General features: G+C 54.7%; 17 protein-coding genes, 1 tRNA gene and 1 pseudogene. 11 read left to right on the plus strand and 8 right to left on the minus strand.

Annotation, left to right across the window (positions count from 1 at the left end):
- The first annotated feature begins 65 nt into the window (after window positions 1-65).
- The 3 genes and pseudogenes from DA718_RS21150 to DA718_RS30745 all read left to right on the plus strand — a co-directional run.
- Window positions 66-800 (plus strand): fimbrial biogenesis chaperone, encoded by a 735-nt coding sequence (locus DA718_RS21150; RefSeq protein ID WP_167492808.1) that lies wholly within the window; start codon window positions 66-68, stop codon window positions 798-800.
- Window positions 800-2083: a fimbrial protein gene (locus DA718_RS21155; RefSeq protein WP_112215395.1), complete on the plus strand. Its 1284-nt coding sequence runs from the start codon at window positions 800-802 to the stop codon at window positions 2081-2083. Before DA718_RS21150 ends, DA718_RS21155 begins: the two co-directional genes overlap by 1 nt.
- A 197-nt stretch (window positions 2084-2280) precedes the next feature.
- A pseudogene (locus tag DA718_RS30745) lies at window positions 2281-2414 on the plus strand (integrase); the annotation flags it as partial.
- 18 nt (window positions 2415-2432) lie between these two features.
- Here DA718_RS30745 and DA718_RS21160 read toward each other — a convergent pair.
- Window positions 2433-2509, minus strand: a tRNA-Arg gene (locus DA718_RS21160).
- A 298-nt stretch (window positions 2510-2807) separates the two neighbouring features.
- Between DA718_RS21160 and folD the strand changes: the two genes are divergently transcribed.
- A complete protein-coding gene (gene folD, locus DA718_RS21165; RefSeq protein WP_112215396.1) occupies window positions 2808-3674 on the plus strand; it encodes a bifunctional methylenetetrahydrofolate dehydrogenase/methenyltetrahydrofolate cyclohydrolase FolD in 867 nt (288 codons plus the stop codon).
- A 1-nt stretch (window position 3675) separates the two neighbouring features.
- The gene (gene ybcJ / locus DA718_RS21170; RefSeq protein WP_110273138.1) at window positions 3676-3888 is read left to right on the plus strand and encodes a ribosome-associated protein YbcJ; all 213 of its coding nucleotides are present in this window, start codon (window positions 3676-3678) and stop codon (window positions 3886-3888) included.
- A gap of 32 nt (window positions 3889-3920) precedes the next feature.
- Here the strand turns inward: ybcJ and DA718_RS21175 are convergent, their stop codons facing one another.
- Window positions 3921-4664 carry an SDR family oxidoreductase gene (locus DA718_RS21175; RefSeq protein WP_112215397.1) on the minus strand — a complete coding sequence of 248 codons (744 nt, stop codon included), beginning with the start codon at window positions 4662-4664 and terminating at the stop codon, window positions 3921-3923.
- 180 nt (window positions 4665-4844) lie between these two features.
- On the opposite strand from DA718_RS21175, the gene DA718_RS21180 reads away from it, so the two are divergent.
- Window positions 4845-5378 (plus strand): metal-dependent hydrolase, encoded by a 534-nt coding sequence (locus tag DA718_RS21180; protein WP_112215410.1) that lies wholly within the window; start codon window positions 4845-4847, stop codon window positions 5376-5378.
- 181 nt (window positions 5379-5559) lie between these two features.
- Here the strand turns inward: DA718_RS21180 and cysS are convergent, their stop codons facing one another.
- The gene (gene cysS, locus DA718_RS21185; RefSeq protein WP_112215398.1) at window positions 5560-6945 is read right to left on the minus strand and encodes a cysteine--tRNA ligase; all 1386 of its coding nucleotides are present in this window, start codon (window positions 6943-6945) and stop codon (window positions 5560-5562) included.
- A 173-nt stretch (window positions 6946-7118) separates the two neighbouring features.
- Between cysS and ppiB the strand changes: the two genes are divergently transcribed.
- From ppiB to purK, 5 genes are all read left to right on the plus strand, one after another.
- Complete coding sequence (gene ppiB / locus DA718_RS21190) at window positions 7119-7613, plus strand: peptidylprolyl isomerase B (RefSeq protein ID WP_112215399.1); 495 nt, start codon at window positions 7119-7121, stop codon at window positions 7611-7613.
- A gap of 3 nt (window positions 7614-7616) precedes the next feature.
- On the plus strand, window positions 7617-8339 hold the full coding sequence (gene lpxH, locus DA718_RS21195; RefSeq protein WP_112215400.1) for a UDP-2,3-diacylglucosamine diphosphatase: 723 nt from the start codon (window positions 7617-7619) through the stop codon (window positions 8337-8339).
- Between the two features lie 107 nt (window positions 8340-8446).
- The gene (locus DA718_RS21200; protein ID WP_112215401.1) at window positions 8447-8776 is read left to right on the plus strand and encodes a hypothetical protein; all 330 of its coding nucleotides are present in this window, start codon (window positions 8447-8449) and stop codon (window positions 8774-8776) included.
- A 96-nt stretch (window positions 8777-8872) separates the two neighbouring features.
- Window positions 8873-9382 carry a 5-(carboxyamino)imidazole ribonucleotide mutase gene (gene purE, locus DA718_RS21205; protein ID WP_110273131.1) on the plus strand — a complete coding sequence of 170 codons (510 nt, stop codon included), beginning with the start codon at window positions 8873-8875 and terminating at the stop codon, window positions 9380-9382.
- On the plus strand, window positions 9379-10446 hold the full coding sequence (gene purK, locus DA718_RS21210) for a 5-(carboxyamino)imidazole ribonucleotide synthase (RefSeq protein ID WP_112215403.1): 1068 nt from the start codon (window positions 9379-9381) through the stop codon (window positions 10444-10446). Before purE ends, purK begins: the two co-directional genes overlap by 4 nt.
- Window positions 10447-10668: 222 nt before the next feature.
- Here purK and DA718_RS21215 read toward each other — a convergent pair whose 3' ends face one another.
- The 5 genes from DA718_RS21215 to DA718_RS21235 form a co-directional block, all read right to left on the minus strand.
- Window positions 10669-11562 (minus strand): carbamate kinase, encoded by an 894-nt coding sequence (locus DA718_RS21215; RefSeq protein WP_112215404.1) that lies wholly within the window; start codon window positions 11560-11562, stop codon window positions 10669-10671.
- A 9-nt stretch (window positions 11563-11571) separates the two neighbouring features.
- Window positions 11572-12375, minus strand: a complete 804-nt coding sequence (locus DA718_RS21220; RefSeq protein WP_112215405.1) for an oxamate carbamoyltransferase subunit AllH family protein — start codon at window positions 12373-12375, stop codon at window positions 11572-11574.
- Window positions 12376-12384: 9 nt separating this feature from the next.
- A complete protein-coding gene (locus DA718_RS21225) occupies window positions 12385-13644 on the minus strand; it encodes a YlbE family protein (protein WP_112215406.1) in 1260 nt (419 codons plus the stop codon).
- Window positions 13645-13653: 9 nt separating this feature from the next.
- Window positions 13654-15270: an acyl-CoA synthetase FdrA gene (locus DA718_RS21230; RefSeq protein WP_130624394.1), complete on the minus strand. Its 1617-nt coding sequence runs from the start codon at window positions 15268-15270 to the stop codon at window positions 13654-13656.
- Between the two features lie 49 nt (window positions 15271-15319).
- A protein-coding gene (locus tag DA718_RS21235; protein ID WP_227015939.1) for an IS1-like element IS1A family transposase occupies window positions 15320-16017 on the minus strand; the annotation gives its coding sequence in 2 pieces (ribosomal slippage) (window positions 15320-15768 and window positions 15768-16017; 699 coding nt in all).
- Between the last annotated feature and the right edge of the window lie 13 nt (window positions 16018-16030).

Here is a 16030-nt window from a genome sequence, read left to right on the forward strand (position 1 = left end):
GATTTCACAGGATTTCCTGTGAAATCAGCCTGCAAGAATATTGAATAATTTTATTAAGGATGCTTATGAAACGGATATCATGGAGTTTGAAAGGAAAGGTTGCGTTATTACTACTCACATGCATCAGCCATTCTGCACTCTCAGCGGTTCGTCCTCAACTGACTCGTGCTATCGCATATGCTGCAGATAAAGAGACAGCGGTTGAGATTATTAATGACGCACCCAATAGTTATATGATTCAGTCGTGGATGGAAGATCTTAATGGTCGTGATGATAATATCCCCATAGTTCTCACCCCACCGGTAATGAAATTAAATGGAGGAAACGAGGGTAAACTGCGATTGGTAGTCATTCCTTCACAGGTTCCTCAGGATCGTGAGTCAGTTTATTGGCTGAATATACAAGAAATCCCACCAAAATCAAAAGCCAGTATAGATAATAAACTGGTTATTGCAATTCGTAGTCGCATGAAGGTTTTTGTTCGTCCAGTAGGGTTTAATTACGAAGATGCACGCGATGCGGTAAATAAACTGACGTGGTCAGTAGAAAAAGAGGGAGGTAAAACCTGGCTGAAGGCTAAAAATAATTCGGCTTATTATATTAGTTTTGGTAAATTAGCATTAAAACAAGGTACCAAAGCTGAAGTGATGCTGGACGACAAATTTCATATGCCACCACCGTTTGGTTCCCAACGCTATGAGGTTCCCCAAAATATATCTGGTTCGGTGAAATTGATCTACAGCGCAGTTCATGACTATGGCGGTGCAGGTAAAGAGTTTACAACAGAGGTGAATCTTTAATGTATAAAAAAATATTTACTTCAGGCATGCTTTTTGTCGCTGTAACTGCGCCGTGCCATGCCTCTACTTTTTCCGAACAGGTAACCTGGCTAGCTGGAGACAATGCAGGTCAGCCTGCTGGTACCTGTATATATAACATTCCAGATAACAACAAACCCTTATCACAACCTAAAACTTTAGTGATTGATGATAACCTGCAAAATAACTCCGTTATTTATACTTGGGGTAATTTTCTCGATTTTTCTGCAACCTGTACCGGATCCGGCATCAGTAATTCCGATCCTAAAATATCTGTGCCGAGTTCCAGTAAGACATTTCTAAGTTACAGCGTCAGTTTCAGTGGTACCACGTCTACAGCGCCAAATAATATATATACCAATAATAGTGGCTTATCACTTAAATATACTTACTTATTTAATCAAGCCGCCCCGGAACCTTGTCAAGGCTGTCAACCCTTTCCTGACAGCGGTGATGCAAGCTTTGGAACGCTGTTAGCTGCAATAAGAATTAATAACAAATATGTCCCAGACAACGGATTTGAGTCAGAAAGGGAAAAATATCAAGATTTTATTACCATGTATTTTTTTGTGGTTAAGCCTCTAAGTGATGGAAGATATTCCTTCGCTAGTACGACCCCTATAACTCAATCATATCAAGTAAAGGCCGAATTAATAAAAGATGGACCGATAGATTATGATGCAACGCCGCTGGCGCTCCGGAGCGGCTATAGCAGTATTCAGGTATATGCTGGTAATGTTTACTCTACTTATGCTTTTGATATCGGCAGCGGAGGTGTTCAAATCGTCCGGCCAACCTGTCAGCTCAAAACAAAAGATTATATAGTCCCTATGAGTAACTGGGTAAGCATCGATCCGGTTGTTAAGCCCGGCATTTTTCCCGCCTATGGCAGTCAGGTTCCGGTCAATATTGTGATGGAATGCTCAGGGAAGGTTGATGACACCCAAATCAGCTTTGAAGACGCGAACAGTGTATCCTCCAGGCAGGATGTGAGTCTGTACGATTCTACTGGTGGTACTATAATCGACGGCCTTGCCATTCAGTTATTATATAATAATGCTGCAATTCCGACAGATAATACAAAGATAGTGATTAGCGGATTGGGGACAACCAAAGCCATAGCTGATAGCACGCCGTTATTTGATTCAACCAGCATTGTAAATTTTACCGCCCGCTATGTTCAAACAGATGCAATAAAAATGAACGGTACCGAATACACAGGTCCCGTTACCGGGAAGTTAAATATTTGGGTAACATATAATTGACAGTGATTGCCCTTTTCTAATAGCTAACCGCCAACATAGCTGGAGGTTAGCTATTAGAATTATGTAAACCCCAATTATACTCGTCATACTTCAAGCTGCATGTGTGTTAGCCGCGCTCGTTCGCCTGAATAACTTATCTGAATAAGCTCATCGGGGTTCACTTTCTTGCCGCCTTCCACTTTCTGTACTTCAGGAAATGGGAGAGCATCGAAATAGTACGCAGATATGCTCACCTGGCACCTAATCATTTAACGGAACATGCGCGGCAAATTGACTCAGTTTTTTGAGGAATATGTCCCACAAGGAAAAATCAGTGGCGGGAGGAAGTTGATAAGTAGTTGATTATTAATGGTACGCCCTACAGGGCTCGAACCTGTGACCTACGGCTTAGAAGGCCGTTGCTCTATCCAACTGAGCTAAGGGCGCACTGAGAAGTGGGAACTTCATAATGTGCAATCGCCGGGAATTATACGGTGCACGCCTGATGAGTCAATGTATTTTGCCGCGAAACTGCGCTTGTCTGCATAACCTGTCTGGTTATTCATCTAAAGCAGTATAAAGTTTATCCAGGTGCATATTTTTGCACGCTAACTTCAGTACCCGCTCGACTCCGGTCAGGCCAAAAGAAAGATAAAATCTCAAACGAAGACTGACAGCGGGGCTGGCTTCTGACAAAATATCACCATCCCCCTTTCGTAAAGATACAGATGGAATCCTCTCTCTGATGGCAGCAAAAATTATTGACGGTAAAACGATTGCGCAGCAGGTACGCTCTGAGGTTGCGGAAAAAGTGAAGGCTCGCGTTGCGGCAGGATTTCGTGCCCCAGGGTTAGCCGTCGTACTGGTTGGCAGCAACCCAGCATCGCAGATTTATGTCGCTAGCAAGCGCAAAGCGTGTGAAGAGGTAGGCTTCGTCTCCCGTTCGTACGATCTCCCGGAAACCACCAGCGAAGCGGAGCTGCTGGAGCTTATCGACACGCTGAATGCCGATAACGCTATTGACGGTATTCTGGTCCAACTGCCGCTGCCCGCTGGTATTGATAATGTTAAAGTTCTCGAACGCATTTCGCCGGACAAAGACGTCGACGGTTTCCACCCGTATAACGTGGGCCGCCTGTGCCAGCGCGCACCGCGCCTGCGTCCGTGCACCCCGCGCGGCATCGTGACCCTGCTTGAACGTTACAACATCGATACCTACGGCCTGAACGCGGTGGTCATTGGCGCATCCAATATTGTCGGACGCCCGATGAGCATGGAGCTGCTGTTAGCAGGTTGCACCACGACCGTGACCCATCGCTTTACCAAAAACCTGCGTCATCACGTCGAAAACGCCGACCTGCTGATCGTCGCGGTCGGTAAACCGGGCTTTATTCCGGGTGAATGGATTAAAGAAGGCGCGATTGTGGTCGATGTTGGCATTAACCGCCTGGAAAGCGGCAAAGTGGTTGGCGACGTGGTCTATGAAGATGCCGCCGCACGCGCATCGTTCATCACGCCGGTTCCCGGCGGCGTCGGCCCTATGACCGTTGCCACTCTCATTCAGAACACGCTGCAGGCGTGCGAAGAGTATCACGACATTCAGGAGGCCTGAGATGGCGAATTTTTCTTTAGGCAAACACCCGCACGTTGAACTGTGCGATCTGCTGAAGCTGGAAGGCTGGAGCGAGAGCGGCGCGCAGGCGAAAATCGCCATTGCCGATGGTCTGGTCAAAGTCGACGGCGCGGTCGAAACCCGCAAGCGCTGCAAAATCGTCGCCGGCCAAACGGTGAGCTTTGAAGGTCAAAGCATTACCGTTACCGAGTAAAAAGCAAAGGCGCCACAACCGGCGCCTTAATTTTATCCCCGCCCAACGAACGGCATCTCGTTGGCCATGATCGTCAGCTCCAGTACGTTAGTCGTTGGCGGCAGCGCCGCAATCATCTGAATCGCCGCCGCAACATCGGCCACATCCATCATCGCCTCTGGCGCAATCGTGCCGTTAGCCTGATAAACGCCTTTGCGCATCCGCGCCGAAAGCTGCGTCTCGGCGTTGCCAACGTTAATCTGCCCGCAGGCGATATTATATTGTCGACAGTCGAGTGCGATGGATTTTGTCAGCCCAGTAATCGCGTGCTTCGAGGCGGTATACGGCGCGCTATACAAGCGTGGGGTGGTTGCAGAAATAGAAGCGTTGTTAATAATCCGCCCGCCCATCGGCTGCTGCTGTTTCATTATCTTGATAGCTTCTTTGGCACAGAGGAAGCTGGCGTGCACGTTAAGATTGAACACCCGCTGCCACTCCTCAAACGGGATCTCTTCAATTGATTTCGCCGGACTGTTATTGCCCGCATTGTTAAACAGCAAATCCAGACGACCAAACTGTTCGTGGACGCGCTGAAAAAGTGTCTCAACCTGCTGCGGGTCAGTGACGTCTGCGGCAATCGGAATAAATCGTTCAGCGTCCAGCCCCTCTGCGCACTCAGTAAGCTGCTGCTCGTTACGTGCCACCACGATGACCGCGTAACCCATCTGATACAGGGCCTGCGCCGCCGCATAACCAATGCCTTTACTGCCCCCGGTAACCAACGCCACCTTCTGCATACATCTTCTCCCTTATGATATTTAGCTTCACGCTAGCGCGTTAGCGAACGAACAGGAATGGTCGCAATGCAAAAAATCAGCGCGCCGATCCATTCATTTGCCCAAAATCAGAATCTGGAGGGAATGTCTTTACCGGGTACAGGGGCGATAATGGCAATTATTTTCTCAGGATTACGGGATATGCCAACCATCATTACCCACGCCGCCTTGCCTTTATGTCTTGGAGCCGGGCTGGGGCTACAGATTATCCCACCACGTCTGTTGCTGGCTGGCGTCGTACTTGCCATGTTGCCGGATGCCGATGTGCTGTCATTCAAGTTCGGCATCGCCTACGGCAATGTCTTCGGCCATCGCGGTTTTACGCATTCCCTCCTGTTTGCGTTTGTTGTTCCGCTGCTTTGCGTATTATTTGCGGGGCGATGGTTCCGCGTCGGCCTGGTGCGTAGCTGGCTGTTTTTGACGGTTTCGTTGCTGTCACATAGCCTGCTGGATTCAATTACCACAGGTGGGAAAGGTGTAGGCTGGCTGTGGCCATGGCTGGATGAGCGTTTCTTTGCACCCTGGCAGGTCATCAAAGTCGCTCCTTTTGCCTTAGCGCAATACACTACGCCATCCGGCCATCAGGTTATTATTTCAGAACTACAGTGGGTCTGGCTGCCGGGAGCCGTTCTGACGCTGTGTTTGTGGGCATATAGAAGCCGGAAAAAAATGTAACGGATTGAATTCAGAGAACTTGTGCTTATCGGGGTTTATTATAAATGATAAGGCCGCAGTAAAGCGGCCTTAATTTCAATAAGAGCCTATCCCAGCAGGCGTTATTGGCGCAGACAGTTTGAGCACTGCCCAAGTTCAAAGTGGCAAGCAAAATAGCGCTAATGAGCCAGGCTCTAAGAGATTACTTACGCCGCCAGGTGGTACCCTGTGGACCGTCTTCCAGCACAATGCCCATCTCGTTGAGACGGTCACGCGCAGCATCCGCAGCCGCCCAGTCTTTCGCTTTACGCGCATCCAGGCGCTGTTGGATCAAAGACTCAATTTCGGCCACCTCTCCGTCGTCCGCCTGCGCACCGCTTTGCAGGAAAGCATCCGGCTCCTGCTCCAGCAGGCCCAGCACCGAGGCGAGCTTACGCATATGCGCTGCCATGGCGTTGGCTGCGGCGGCATCTTCGCTCTTCAGGCGGTTCACTTCACGCGCCATATCGAACAGTGCAGAGTAGGCTTCCGGGGTGTTGAAATCGTCGTCCATCGCTTCAATGAAACGCGCTTCAAACACCTCACCGCCCGCTGGCTCTGCGGTTCTGTCAGTTCCGCGCAGCGCAGTGTACAGACGTTCCAGCGCTGAGCGCGCCTGTTTGAGGTTCTCTTCGCTATAGTTCAGCTGGCTGCGATAGTGACCTGACATCAGGAAGTAGCGAATGGTCTCCGCGTCGTAGTACTTGAGCACGTCGCGCACGGTAAAGAAGTTGCCCAGCGATTTTGACATCTTCTCGCGGTCAACCATCACCATCCCGGAGTGCATCCAGTAGTTAACGTACTCGCCGTCATGAGCACACGTGGACTGGGCGATTTCGTTTTCATGGTGCGGGAACATCAGGTCGGAACCACCGCCGTGAATGTCGAAATGGTTGCCCAACTGTTTGCAGTTCATCGCTGAACACTCGATGTGCCAACCCGGACGGCCCGCGCCCCACGGCGACGGCCAGCTCGGCTCGCCCTCTTTCGACATCTTCCACAGCACGAAGTCCATCGGGTTATGCTTGACGTCAACCACATCAACGCGCGCACCGGCCTGCAGCTGGTCGAGGTCCTGGCGCGACAGCTGACCATAGTTCGGGTCGGTCGGGACGTCGAACATCACGTCGCCGTTGTCTGCGACATAAGCATGACCTTTGGCGATCAGCTGCTCGGTGATCTCAATGATTTCCGGGATATGGTGAGTTGCACGTGGTTCCTGATCCGGGCGCAGGATATTCAGCGCGTCGAAGTCTTTGTGCATCTCGGCAATCATACGATCCACCAGCGCAACGAAGCTTTCGCCGTTTTCATTAGCACGCTTAATGATTTTGTCGTCAATGTCGGTGATGTTGCGCACATACTTCAGCTTGTAGCCGAGAAAGCGCAGGTAGCGTGAAACCACGTCGAATGAAACAAACGTACGGCCATGGCCGATATGACAGAGGTCGTAAACGGTAATACCACACACGTACATGCCAACTTCCCCGGCATGGATAGGTTTAAATTCTTCTTTTTGGCGCGTCAGTGTATTAAAAATTTTTAACATCGAAGATTCCGTGTAGACGTGTGTGGATATAAGTCGCGTATTCTAACCTTAATTCAACCCCGAAGCAGCACACATTGCAAGGTGATCCAACCCCGAGGTTATGCTATAACAGCCCCCTATATCTCACCCGACTCCGGGTGCAGGCACCACAATCATCGGAACAGGATGCAAAAATGGTAACTTTCCACACCAATCATGGCGATATCGTAATCAAGACGTTTGACGACAAGGCGCCGGAAACAGTCAAAAACTTCCTGGACTACTGTCGTGAAGGTTTCTACGACAACACCATTTTCCACCGTGTTATCAACGGCTTTATGATTCAGGGCGGCGGTTTTGAACCGGGCATGAATCAGAAAACCACCAAATCTCCGATTCAGAACGAAGCTAACAACGGTCTGAAAAACACCCGTGGCACCCTGGCGATGGCTCGTACTCAGGCACCTCACTCCGCCACCGCACAGTTCTTCATCAACGTCGCCGATAACGACTTCCTGAACTTCTCCGGCGAAAGCCTGCAGGGTTGGGGCTACTGTGTATTTGCAGAAGTGGTTGAAGGTATGGACGTGGTCGACAAAATCAAATCGGTATCTACCGGCCGCAGCGGCATGCACCAGGATGTGCCGAAAGAAGATGTTGTGATCAAAAGCGTCACCGTCAGCGAGTAATTCGTGGCGACACTTTTTATTGCGGATTTGCATCTGCAAACGGAAGAACCGGCGATTACCGCCGGTTTTCTGCGCTTTTTACAGGGGGAAGCCCGCAAGGCGGACGCCCTGTATATCCTCGGCGACCTGTTTGAAGCGTGGATCGGTGATGACGATCCGAATCCACTGCATCAGCAAATTGCCTCAGCGCTCAAAGCGTTAGCCGACTCCGGCGTCCCCTGCTACTTCATCCACGGCAACCGCGATTTTCTCGTCGGCAAGCGATTTGCCCGCCAAAGCGCGATGACTCTACTGCCGGAAGAGCAGCTTCTCGATCTCTACGGGCGCAAAGTGCTGATTATGCACGGAGATACCCTCTGCACCGACGACGCAGGCTATCTGGCGTTTCGCGCGAAGGTTCACAACCCCTGGGTCCAGCGCCTGTTTTTGGCCTTACCGCTGTTTATCCGCCGCCGTATTGCCGCCAAAATGCGCGCCGACAGCAAAGCCGCCAACAGCAGCAAGTCGATGGACATTATGGACGTGAACCCGCAGGCAGTGGTTGACGTCATGGAGAAGCATCACGTTCAGTGGCTGATTCACGGGCATACGCACCGTCCGGCCGTTCATCAGCTACAAGCCAATGGCAAAGCCGCTTGTCGCGTGGTTCTTGGCGCGTGGCATAGCGAAGGTTCAATGGTCAAAGTCACGCCAGAAGACGTCGAGCTGATTCATTTCCCTTTCTAGCGCCCTGCAAGCACTATTCCGAAAAAGCCCCTCCTGGCAACAGAAGTGCTGTCTTTACGCTTAACCACCAGGTTAGTTTTCAGCCAAATCACTCTCAAGGAACGAGCATGCAAAAGTGGAGTCAGCCCCTGATTTGGGGAATGGTTATCGCCATCATCGGCCCGATTACCGCCAGCTTTTACGGTCTGGCGTTTATCTACCTCGGCTCACTCACCGTGCTGGGGATCGCGGTTTTACTCTGGATTCTTTATTTTTATGCAATTTATCTACTCTGCACCCGGCCCCATGATGAGCGCTTTGTACAAATATACATGCTGATTATGAGTATTCTTATGCTGCCCTGGGGACTGGTGCTGGTTTTCACCTTTTTCGCCAGCGCGACTAAAGCCTATAATCAGCGAGTTTCATCAGATCCCGATGAGACAAAAGACGCCTGACCATGCATACGCAACCGTTTTCCTTGCTGGCAGTTCATGCTATTCTCTGTGGCCTCTAAAGCAGTGTGAAACACACCCACAGGAGTTTTAAGACGCATGTCTTCCCGCAATAATTCGGCGCGTATCGCCATCGTGATGGGGTCCAAAAGCGACTGGGCTACCATGCAGTTTACCGCAGAAATCCTTGATGTCCTGAACGTTCCGTACCATGTCGACGTGGTCTCCGCACACCGCACCCCCGATAAACTGTTTAGCTTCGCCGAAAGCGCAGAAGAGAACGGTTTTCAGGTGATTATTGCCGGTGCGGGCGGCGCGGCGCATCTGCCGGGCATGATTGCGGCGAAAACCCTGGTGCCGGTTTTAGGCGTACCGGTGCAGAGCGCGGCGTTGAGCGGTGTTGACAGCCTCTACTCCATCGTCCAGATGCCGCGCGGCATTCCGGTTGGTACACTGGCGATCGGTAAAGCCGGGGCCGCCAACGCCGCCCTGCTGGCCGCGCAGATCCTCGCGCAGCATGATGCTGAACTGCACCAGCGCCTCAGCGCCTGGCGTCAGGCGCAAACCGATGAAGTACTGGAAAATCCGGACCCGCGGGGTGCGGCATGAAGCAGGTTTGCGTCCTCGGTAACGGCCAGTTAGGCCGGATGCTGCGCCAGGCCGGCGAGCCGCTGGGTATTGCGGTCTGGCCGGTCGGTCTGGAAGCCGACCCGGAAGCGGTGCCGTTTCAGCAGAGCGTGATCACCGCAGAGATTGAACGCTGGCCGGAGACCGCCCTGACCCGCGAACTGGCGCGCCATTCTGCCTTCGTCAACCGCGATGTCTTCCCGATTATCGCCGATCGTCTGACACAAAAGCAGCTGTTCGACAAGCTGGAACTCGCCACCGCGCCGTGGCAGCTTCTGGTGGATAAAAGCGAGTGGCCTGCGGTATTTGCTCGCCTCGGCGAACTGGCTATCGTTAAGCGCCGCGTCGGCGGCTACGATGGTCGCGGCCAGTGGCGTTTGCGGGAAAATGAAACCGCTCAGCTACCGGATGATAACTACGGCGAGTGTATCGTCGAGCAGGGGATTAACTTCTCCGGCGAAGTATCGCTGGTTGGCGCACGCGCTCAGGACGGTAGCACGGTCTTCTATCCGTTGACCCGCAACCTGCATCAGGACGGTATTTTGCGCGCCAGCGTTGCCTTCCCGCAGGCGAACGCGAAGCAGCAGGAGCAGGCAGAGTCGATGCTGTCGGCGGTTATGCATGAGCTAGGTTATGTCGGCGTGATGGCGATGGAGTGCTTTATCACTCCGGAAGGGTTGCTGATTAATGAGCTGGCGCCGCGCGTGCATAACAGCGGCCACTGGACGCAGAACGGAGCGTCTATTAGTCAGTTCGAACTGCATTTGCGGGCGATTACCAGCCTGCCGCTGCCGCCGCCGGTAGTAAACAGCCCGTCGGTGATGATCAACCTGATCGGTACCGACCTGAACTACGACTGGCTGAAGCTACCGCTGGTGCATCTGCATTGGTACGACAAAGAAGTGCGTCCGGGTCGTAAAGTTGGGCACCTGAACCTGACCGACAGCGATACCGACCGACTGAGCGCGACGCTGGAAGCGCTGAAGCCGCTGCTGCCGCCGGAATACACCAGCGGTATCTTCTGGGCGCAGGCGCAGCTCGCATAATCCTGCCCGTCATCCCGGCTTGTGGCGCGCTGCGCCTTAGCCGGGCGACAAAACCCCGCCAGGCACACGGATTCTTCGGGTATTTTCCCGGAGGCGATGCTGCGCATCTGTCCGGGCTACAAAACCAACAACCGCGCAGGCTACCAGGGCCCGCACGAACCCGTAGCCCGGCAAGGCGCATCTGGCGCCGCCCCCGGGGAAAGCGCGCACGATGACCACGCATCAGGGCTTAATACAGGTTCCCGCCAACCCGGCCAGAGTGTCATCGATGCGCGATAGCGCACCTATCCACGCTCGCTTGCCCCGGCGGCGCACATAGCCGCTTACTGCCGCGATTTTCGGCCCCATTGCGCCGTCGTCGCGGGCAAACGGGGCCAGCTCTTCCGGCGTTGCTTCACGGATCGGTCGCTGCATCGGCGTGCCCCAATGTTCATACACCGCGTCGGCGTCGGTGAGGATCACCAGGCCATCAGCATTAATCTGCTCTGCCAGCAGCGCGGCGGCGAGGTCTTTATCAATCACTGCCTCCGCGCCCTGCCCGCTCTCCAGTACCGGAATCCCGCCACCGCCGCAGCATATCACCGCATGGCCTTCGCTCAGCAGGCGCTCTATCGACTCGCTCTCCTCAATCCTCACTGGCGTCGGCGAAGGCACCACCCGACGCAGGTACTTACCGTCGCGCTTCATCGTCCACCCGTACTCGCTCTCCAGTTGCGCCTGAAGCTCCGGGTCGTAAACCGGGCCAATAAATTTCTCCGGGGATGAAAAAGCCGGATCGCTCGAGGCCACAGCTATGCGCGTCATCACCGTCGATACCGTCGGCATCTCTGGCTCCTGCGCCAGACGCTGGGCCAGCATATAGCCAATCATGCCCTGGCTCTCCGCCACCAGCACGTCCAGCGGATAAGGTTCAACATCGCGATAGGCCAGATTTTGCAGCGCCAGCAGGCCCACCTGCGGTCCGTTGCCGTGAACAATCGCCAGCCGATAGTTCTGCGCCAGGCGCGCCAGAGCCGGAACCGCGCTCTCAATATTGCGATACTGATTTTCCACCGTCAGCGCTTCCCCGCGCTGCAATAAAGCGTTGCCGCCGAGGGCAACCACCAGCGTTTTCATGATTTTTCCTTAGATAATGTGTTGCGCCAACCAGAATCCCAGCAGGGTATCCGCGCCGGAGGTGTGACCCATCGCCAGCAGAGCCTCGACGGCGGGTTCAATGCGGCGTCGGCGTTGAAGAGCATGCGCGAAATGCATCAGCGGCGAGGCAAAACGCCCCTCGCTGGCGTAGCGTAAATAGTTGACGCTCACCTGGGTCGTGGCAGCGTGCAGATCGCCGGAAGCACGAAAGAAAGTCCGCCCACCGTAGCGGGACATTTGCCCCGCGCACCACGCCGCCAGCATCATGCCGATCAGCATATCGTCCAGACTCGGCGTCAGGCCCGGCCCTTTGCCCAGCCATAATCGCCAGTCGATAGCGTTGCCGGTCAGCGCCGAGGCAAAACAGTGGCGTAATTGCCGCAGCTCAGGATGCTGCGGCAGATGAATCGCCTGCGACAGCGGCCCGAACAGCCCGGTCTCTTCCGGGCGATCCATTAACGTTGCTGGCAGATAAGCGCCATTAGGCTGATAACAAGGCCGCAGGGAGCAGCGCCTGCGTGGCGGTGACAGCAAAAGGCTATCGACCTGAATGCCGTTGTCCCGCGCGAGCGGCAGCGCCCCCGCCCGCAGCGCCGCGTGTAAGCGGATAAAATCGCGATGGCGTAATACCCATCCGCCAGGGCTCACCCCCTGCCCCTGATGATGAAGCGTCAGCAGCGCGCCGCCTTCAACATAGAGATTGATAGTGCGTTGCCAGAGGCCGCCGGTTCGCCAGGGCTGGCGATGGTCCGGCGCATCGACGCTGCCTATCAGCGGACGAATAGTCTCCATCGCGCCTCCTCAGCTCACGCCCAGCTCGTCCGCCAGCGCTTCCAGCGCCAGTTCGAAACAGGCCAACGGCGCTCTGACGGTCCCGGCGCCAATCTGGCCGATCCCCGCCTCTTTATGCGCAATACCGGTGTTGATAAGCGGAGTAATACCGGTTTCAACCACCCGACGAATATCCAGACCCAGACAGGCTCCCTGGAAATCCCAGCCCGGAATTTGCAGCTGCATATTGCGCTCCAGGAAGATTTCCGCCATCTCCTCGGAAACGGATTTCGCCGCTTCCATTCCGCCCGCGCCGACAAAACGCGTCACGCCTGGGGCCGCGATCATTGCCGCGCCGCCAATACCGAAGGTTTCGGTAATGGCGCTATCGCCCATATCCGGGTTGGCCTGCTCCTGAGAAAAGCCGGTGAAAAATAGCCCCTGCGGCGTATTGACCGGCGCGGTAAACCAACGGTCGCCCAGCCCGCTGACGCGGATACCGAACATATCGCCGTTGCGGGTCATCGCGGTGACGATACTGCCCGCACGAATTTGCGCCCCGCTATCCATCGCCGCTTTGCAGTAGGCCATCGCCAGGTTAAGGAAGAACTGATCGGTAATGGCGAGAAAATCCATCACTTCAGCAATCTGCTGTTTGTCATCGTTGAGGCGCGCCAGATGCGGCGCCAGCGTGCGCATCAGCAGCGCGGAGGTGGCGATGTTGCGCTGGTGGAACTCATCGCCCATGGTGATGCCCTGCGCCATCATTGCGGTCAGGTCGATGCCGCGCTCCATCTGTTTCAGCGCCGCGCTCAGAACCGGCATCAGCACATCGCGCATCCAGCGCAGGCGCTGTTGGACGTCTTCGCCGTAAGCGCCGAAACGCATCACCTTGCCAATCCCTTCATTCAGATTGCAATACGCGCGGTTGCCTTCGGCGATGTTCTCCACCACCAGCATCGGCATATTTGGCGAAGTAATGCCGCCCATCGGCCCCACGGCGTTAACGTGGTGGCAGGGAATAAAGGTAATGTCGCCGCCTTCCAGCATCGCATGGGCCGTTTTTTCATCCTGCGCCCAACCTTCGAATAAGCATGCGCCAATGCAGGCCCCTTTCATCGGGCCGGTCATCTCCTGCCAGCGCATCGGCGGCCCGGCGTGGAGCAACGTTTTATTCTGATTCAGCGCCCCGATTAAAGAACCCGCTGGCTTCACATCCAGCCAGTGCGGACGTGCATTACGAATTCGTTCTATTACTGCGTCATTGGCCTGCGCCACTGATGTAAACATAGAGACCTCTTATTGCAAACGTTCTAATAAACGAGCCAGTTTCTTATTTCCTCCGGCGATCGGCGCCCACTGATAGTGGACAACCGGCGTTCCGGCGGACTGTAAATCAAGCGCAAAGCTGCGCAGGCCAGCGTTGATCACCGCCACGCCGTCCAGCAGGCTGGCGCGCGGTGCCAGTTCAGCCATCTGCGGTGGGCTAATGAGCGCTGAGGCAAGCAGGGTTGCTTCGGGAAGGCTGTCAACCACCACAATCCCCGCATCTTCAAGAACGGCTATCTGACGGGAACGACACTGCGGATCGGTTTCGGTGCCGGTCACCGTCGCAATAACGTGCAGTGAATGGCTATCATCCCTGAGCGCCCAGGCCCGCAGGCAGGCTGCCACCAGCGATTCGGCGGGATCGGCAGTCGCGCCGTAACCAATCACCACGTCCAGCAGCAGTACGCCAACCTGAGTTTGCTCACCCAGTTCAGCAATCAGCTGGTTGCGCAGGGAGGGATCGATCATCGGATGCGGGCGGCCTACGGTATAAAAATCATCGCCGAGGTCGACTATCTGGTGGCCCTGCGCGTTGAGCATCATGCCCTGCGGATGATGTTCGTCAGGAGTGATGCCAAGCCGTTCAGCGAGCAGCCCGGCGGATTCCGCAGCCAGCGTGCCGCCGGTGTACAAACCGCGAATCTGTTTTCCCGCCACCGCGGTCAGGGTTTCCTGATGACGCACCACCCGCGCCAACAGGCAGGCCAGGCGTCCTGCTTCATCCAGCGTGCGGGCAAACCAGACGTTCTCATCGCGAGTAGCTTTTGGCGCATAGCCAAGAAACAGCGCCACTACCGGTTTGCCGCTGCGCTTCATGGCGCTAATTATCCGCAGGCGCACCGCCTCGGCGGGCGGCTTAGAAACAAAGGCCAGCACCTGGCTCTGCCCGTCGTGAGTCAGCATTTCCAGCGCCGTTTGTGCGCTAATACCGCCCACTTCAGCGCTCAGGTCACGTCCGCCAAGACCAATCGCATGGCTGATTCCTTCGCCGCCGAGGACAATTTGCGAGACCAGTTCCTGAATGCCGGTACCGGATGCACCAATCACGCCGATATTGCCGTCCGGCGTGACGTTGGCAAAAGCCAACGGCGTTCCGGCAATCATGGCGGTGCCGCAGTCCGGCCCCATCACCAGCAGCCCTTTGTCACGGGCGCGTGTTTTCAGGGCAATTTCATCTTCCAGGGTGACGTTATCGGAGAAAATCATCACGTTTTTCTCGCTGCTGAGCGCCTGATGGGCAAGCTCGGCGGCGTACTCTCCAGCAACGGAAATCAAGGTCATATTGGCCTGAGGCAGCTTTTGCGTGGCGCTTTGCCAGCGACGAACCACGCTGAGGCTCTGACTCTGCCCGCTCCCCTGCGCCAGGGCGCTGAGAGCTTCATCAAGACCAGCAATAATCATTTCCGTCACCGACGCATCCGCGCAATCGGTGCGAATCGCCACGCAAATATCATTTGGCGTGGCAGTGGCAAAATCGTCGTGCCAGAAACCGGTGGTCTCCAGCAGCGCCTTATTTGCCGGTGTTCCCATCATGACCGAAACATCATCGACATTTTCTGACTCACTCAGCTTGCGTGAAATAATCATTAAGCTGACCGAATCCTGAAAACAGCCCTTTTTAGGTAATGACTCCAACTTATTGATAGTGTTTTATGTTCAGATAATGCCCGATGACTTTGTCATGCAGCTCCACCGATTTTGAGAACGACAGCGACTTCCGTCCCAGCCGTGCCAGGTGCTGCCTCAGATTCAGGTTATGCCGCTCAATTCGCTGCGTATATCGCTTGCTGATTACGTGCAGCTTTCCCTTCAGGCGGGATTCATACAGCGGCCAGCCATCCGTCATCCATATCACCACGTCAAAGGGTGACAGCAGGCTCATAAGACGCCCCAGCGTCGCCATAGTGCGTTCACCGAATACGTGCGCAACAACCGTCTTCCGGAGCCTGTCATACGCGTAAAACAGCCAGCGCTGGCGCGATTTAGCCCCGACATAGCCCCACTGTTCGTCCATTTCCGCGCAGACGATGACGTCACTGCCCGGCTGTATGCGCGAGGTTACCGACTGCGGCCTGAGTTTTTTAAGTGACGTAAAATCGTGTTGAGGCCAACGCCCATAATGCGGGCAGTTGCCCGGCATCCAACGCCATTCATGGCCATATCAATGATTTTCTGGTGCGTACCGGGTTGAGAAGCGGTGTAAGTGAACTGCAGTTGCCATGTTTTACGGCAGTGAGAGCAGAGATAGCGCTGATGTCCGGCGGTGCTTCTGCCGTTACGCACCACCCCGTCAGTAGCTGAACAGGAGGGACAGCTGATAGAAACAGAAGCCACTGGAGCACCTCAA

Source organism: Klebsiella huaxiensis, from assembly GCF_003261575.2.
Taxonomy (GTDB): Bacteria; Pseudomonadota; Gammaproteobacteria; order Enterobacterales; family Enterobacteriaceae; genus Klebsiella; species Klebsiella huaxiensis.

Coding starts and splice junctions, on each gene's coding strand:
- DA718_RS21150 (WP_167492808.1), top strand. CDS start 66: ATGAAACGGATATCATGGAGTTTGAAAGGAAAGGTTGCGTTATTACTA.
- DA718_RS21155 (WP_112215395.1), top strand. CDS start 800: ATGTATAAAAAAATATTTACTTCAGGCATGCTTTTTGTCGCTGTAACT.
- folD (WP_112215396.1), top strand. CDS start 2,808: ATGGCAGCAAAAATTATTGACGGTAAAACGATTGCGCAGCAGGTACGC.
- ybcJ (WP_110273138.1), top strand. CDS start 3,676: ATGGCGAATTTTTCTTTAGGCAAACACCCGCACGTTGAACTGTGCGAT.
- DA718_RS21175 (WP_112215397.1), bottom strand. CDS start 4,664: ATGCAGAAGGTGGCGTTGGTTACCGGGGGCAGTAAAGGCATTGGTTAT.
- DA718_RS21180 (WP_112215410.1), top strand. CDS start 4,845: ATGCCAACCATCATTACCCACGCCGCCTTGCCTTTATGTCTTGGAGCC.
- cysS (WP_112215398.1), bottom strand. CDS start 6,945: ATGTTAAAAATTTTTAATACACTGACGCGCCAAAAAGAAGAATTTAAA.
- ppiB (WP_112215399.1), top strand. CDS start 7,119: ATGGTAACTTTCCACACCAATCATGGCGATATCGTAATCAAGACGTTT.
- DA718_RS21200 (WP_112215401.1), top strand. CDS start 8,447: ATGCAAAAGTGGAGTCAGCCCCTGATTTGGGGAATGGTTATCGCCATC.
- purE (WP_110273131.1), top strand. CDS start 8,873: ATGTCTTCCCGCAATAATTCGGCGCGTATCGCCATCGTGATGGGGTCC.
- purK (WP_112215403.1), top strand. CDS start 9,379: ATGAAGCAGGTTTGCGTCCTCGGTAACGGCCAGTTAGGCCGGATGCTG.
- DA718_RS21215 (WP_112215404.1), bottom strand. CDS start 11,562: ATGAAAACGCTGGTGGTTGCCCTCGGCGGCAACGCTTTATTGCAGCGC.
- DA718_RS21220 (WP_112215405.1), bottom strand. CDS start 12,375: ATGGAGACTATTCGTCCGCTGATAGGCAGCGTCGATGCGCCGGACCAT.
- DA718_RS21225 (WP_112215406.1), bottom strand. CDS start 13,644: ATGTTTACATCAGTGGCGCAGGCCAATGACGCAGTAATAGAACGAATT.
- DA718_RS21230 (WP_130624394.1), bottom strand. CDS start 15,270: ATGATTATTTCACGCAAGCTGAGTGAGTCAGAAAATGTCGATGATGTT.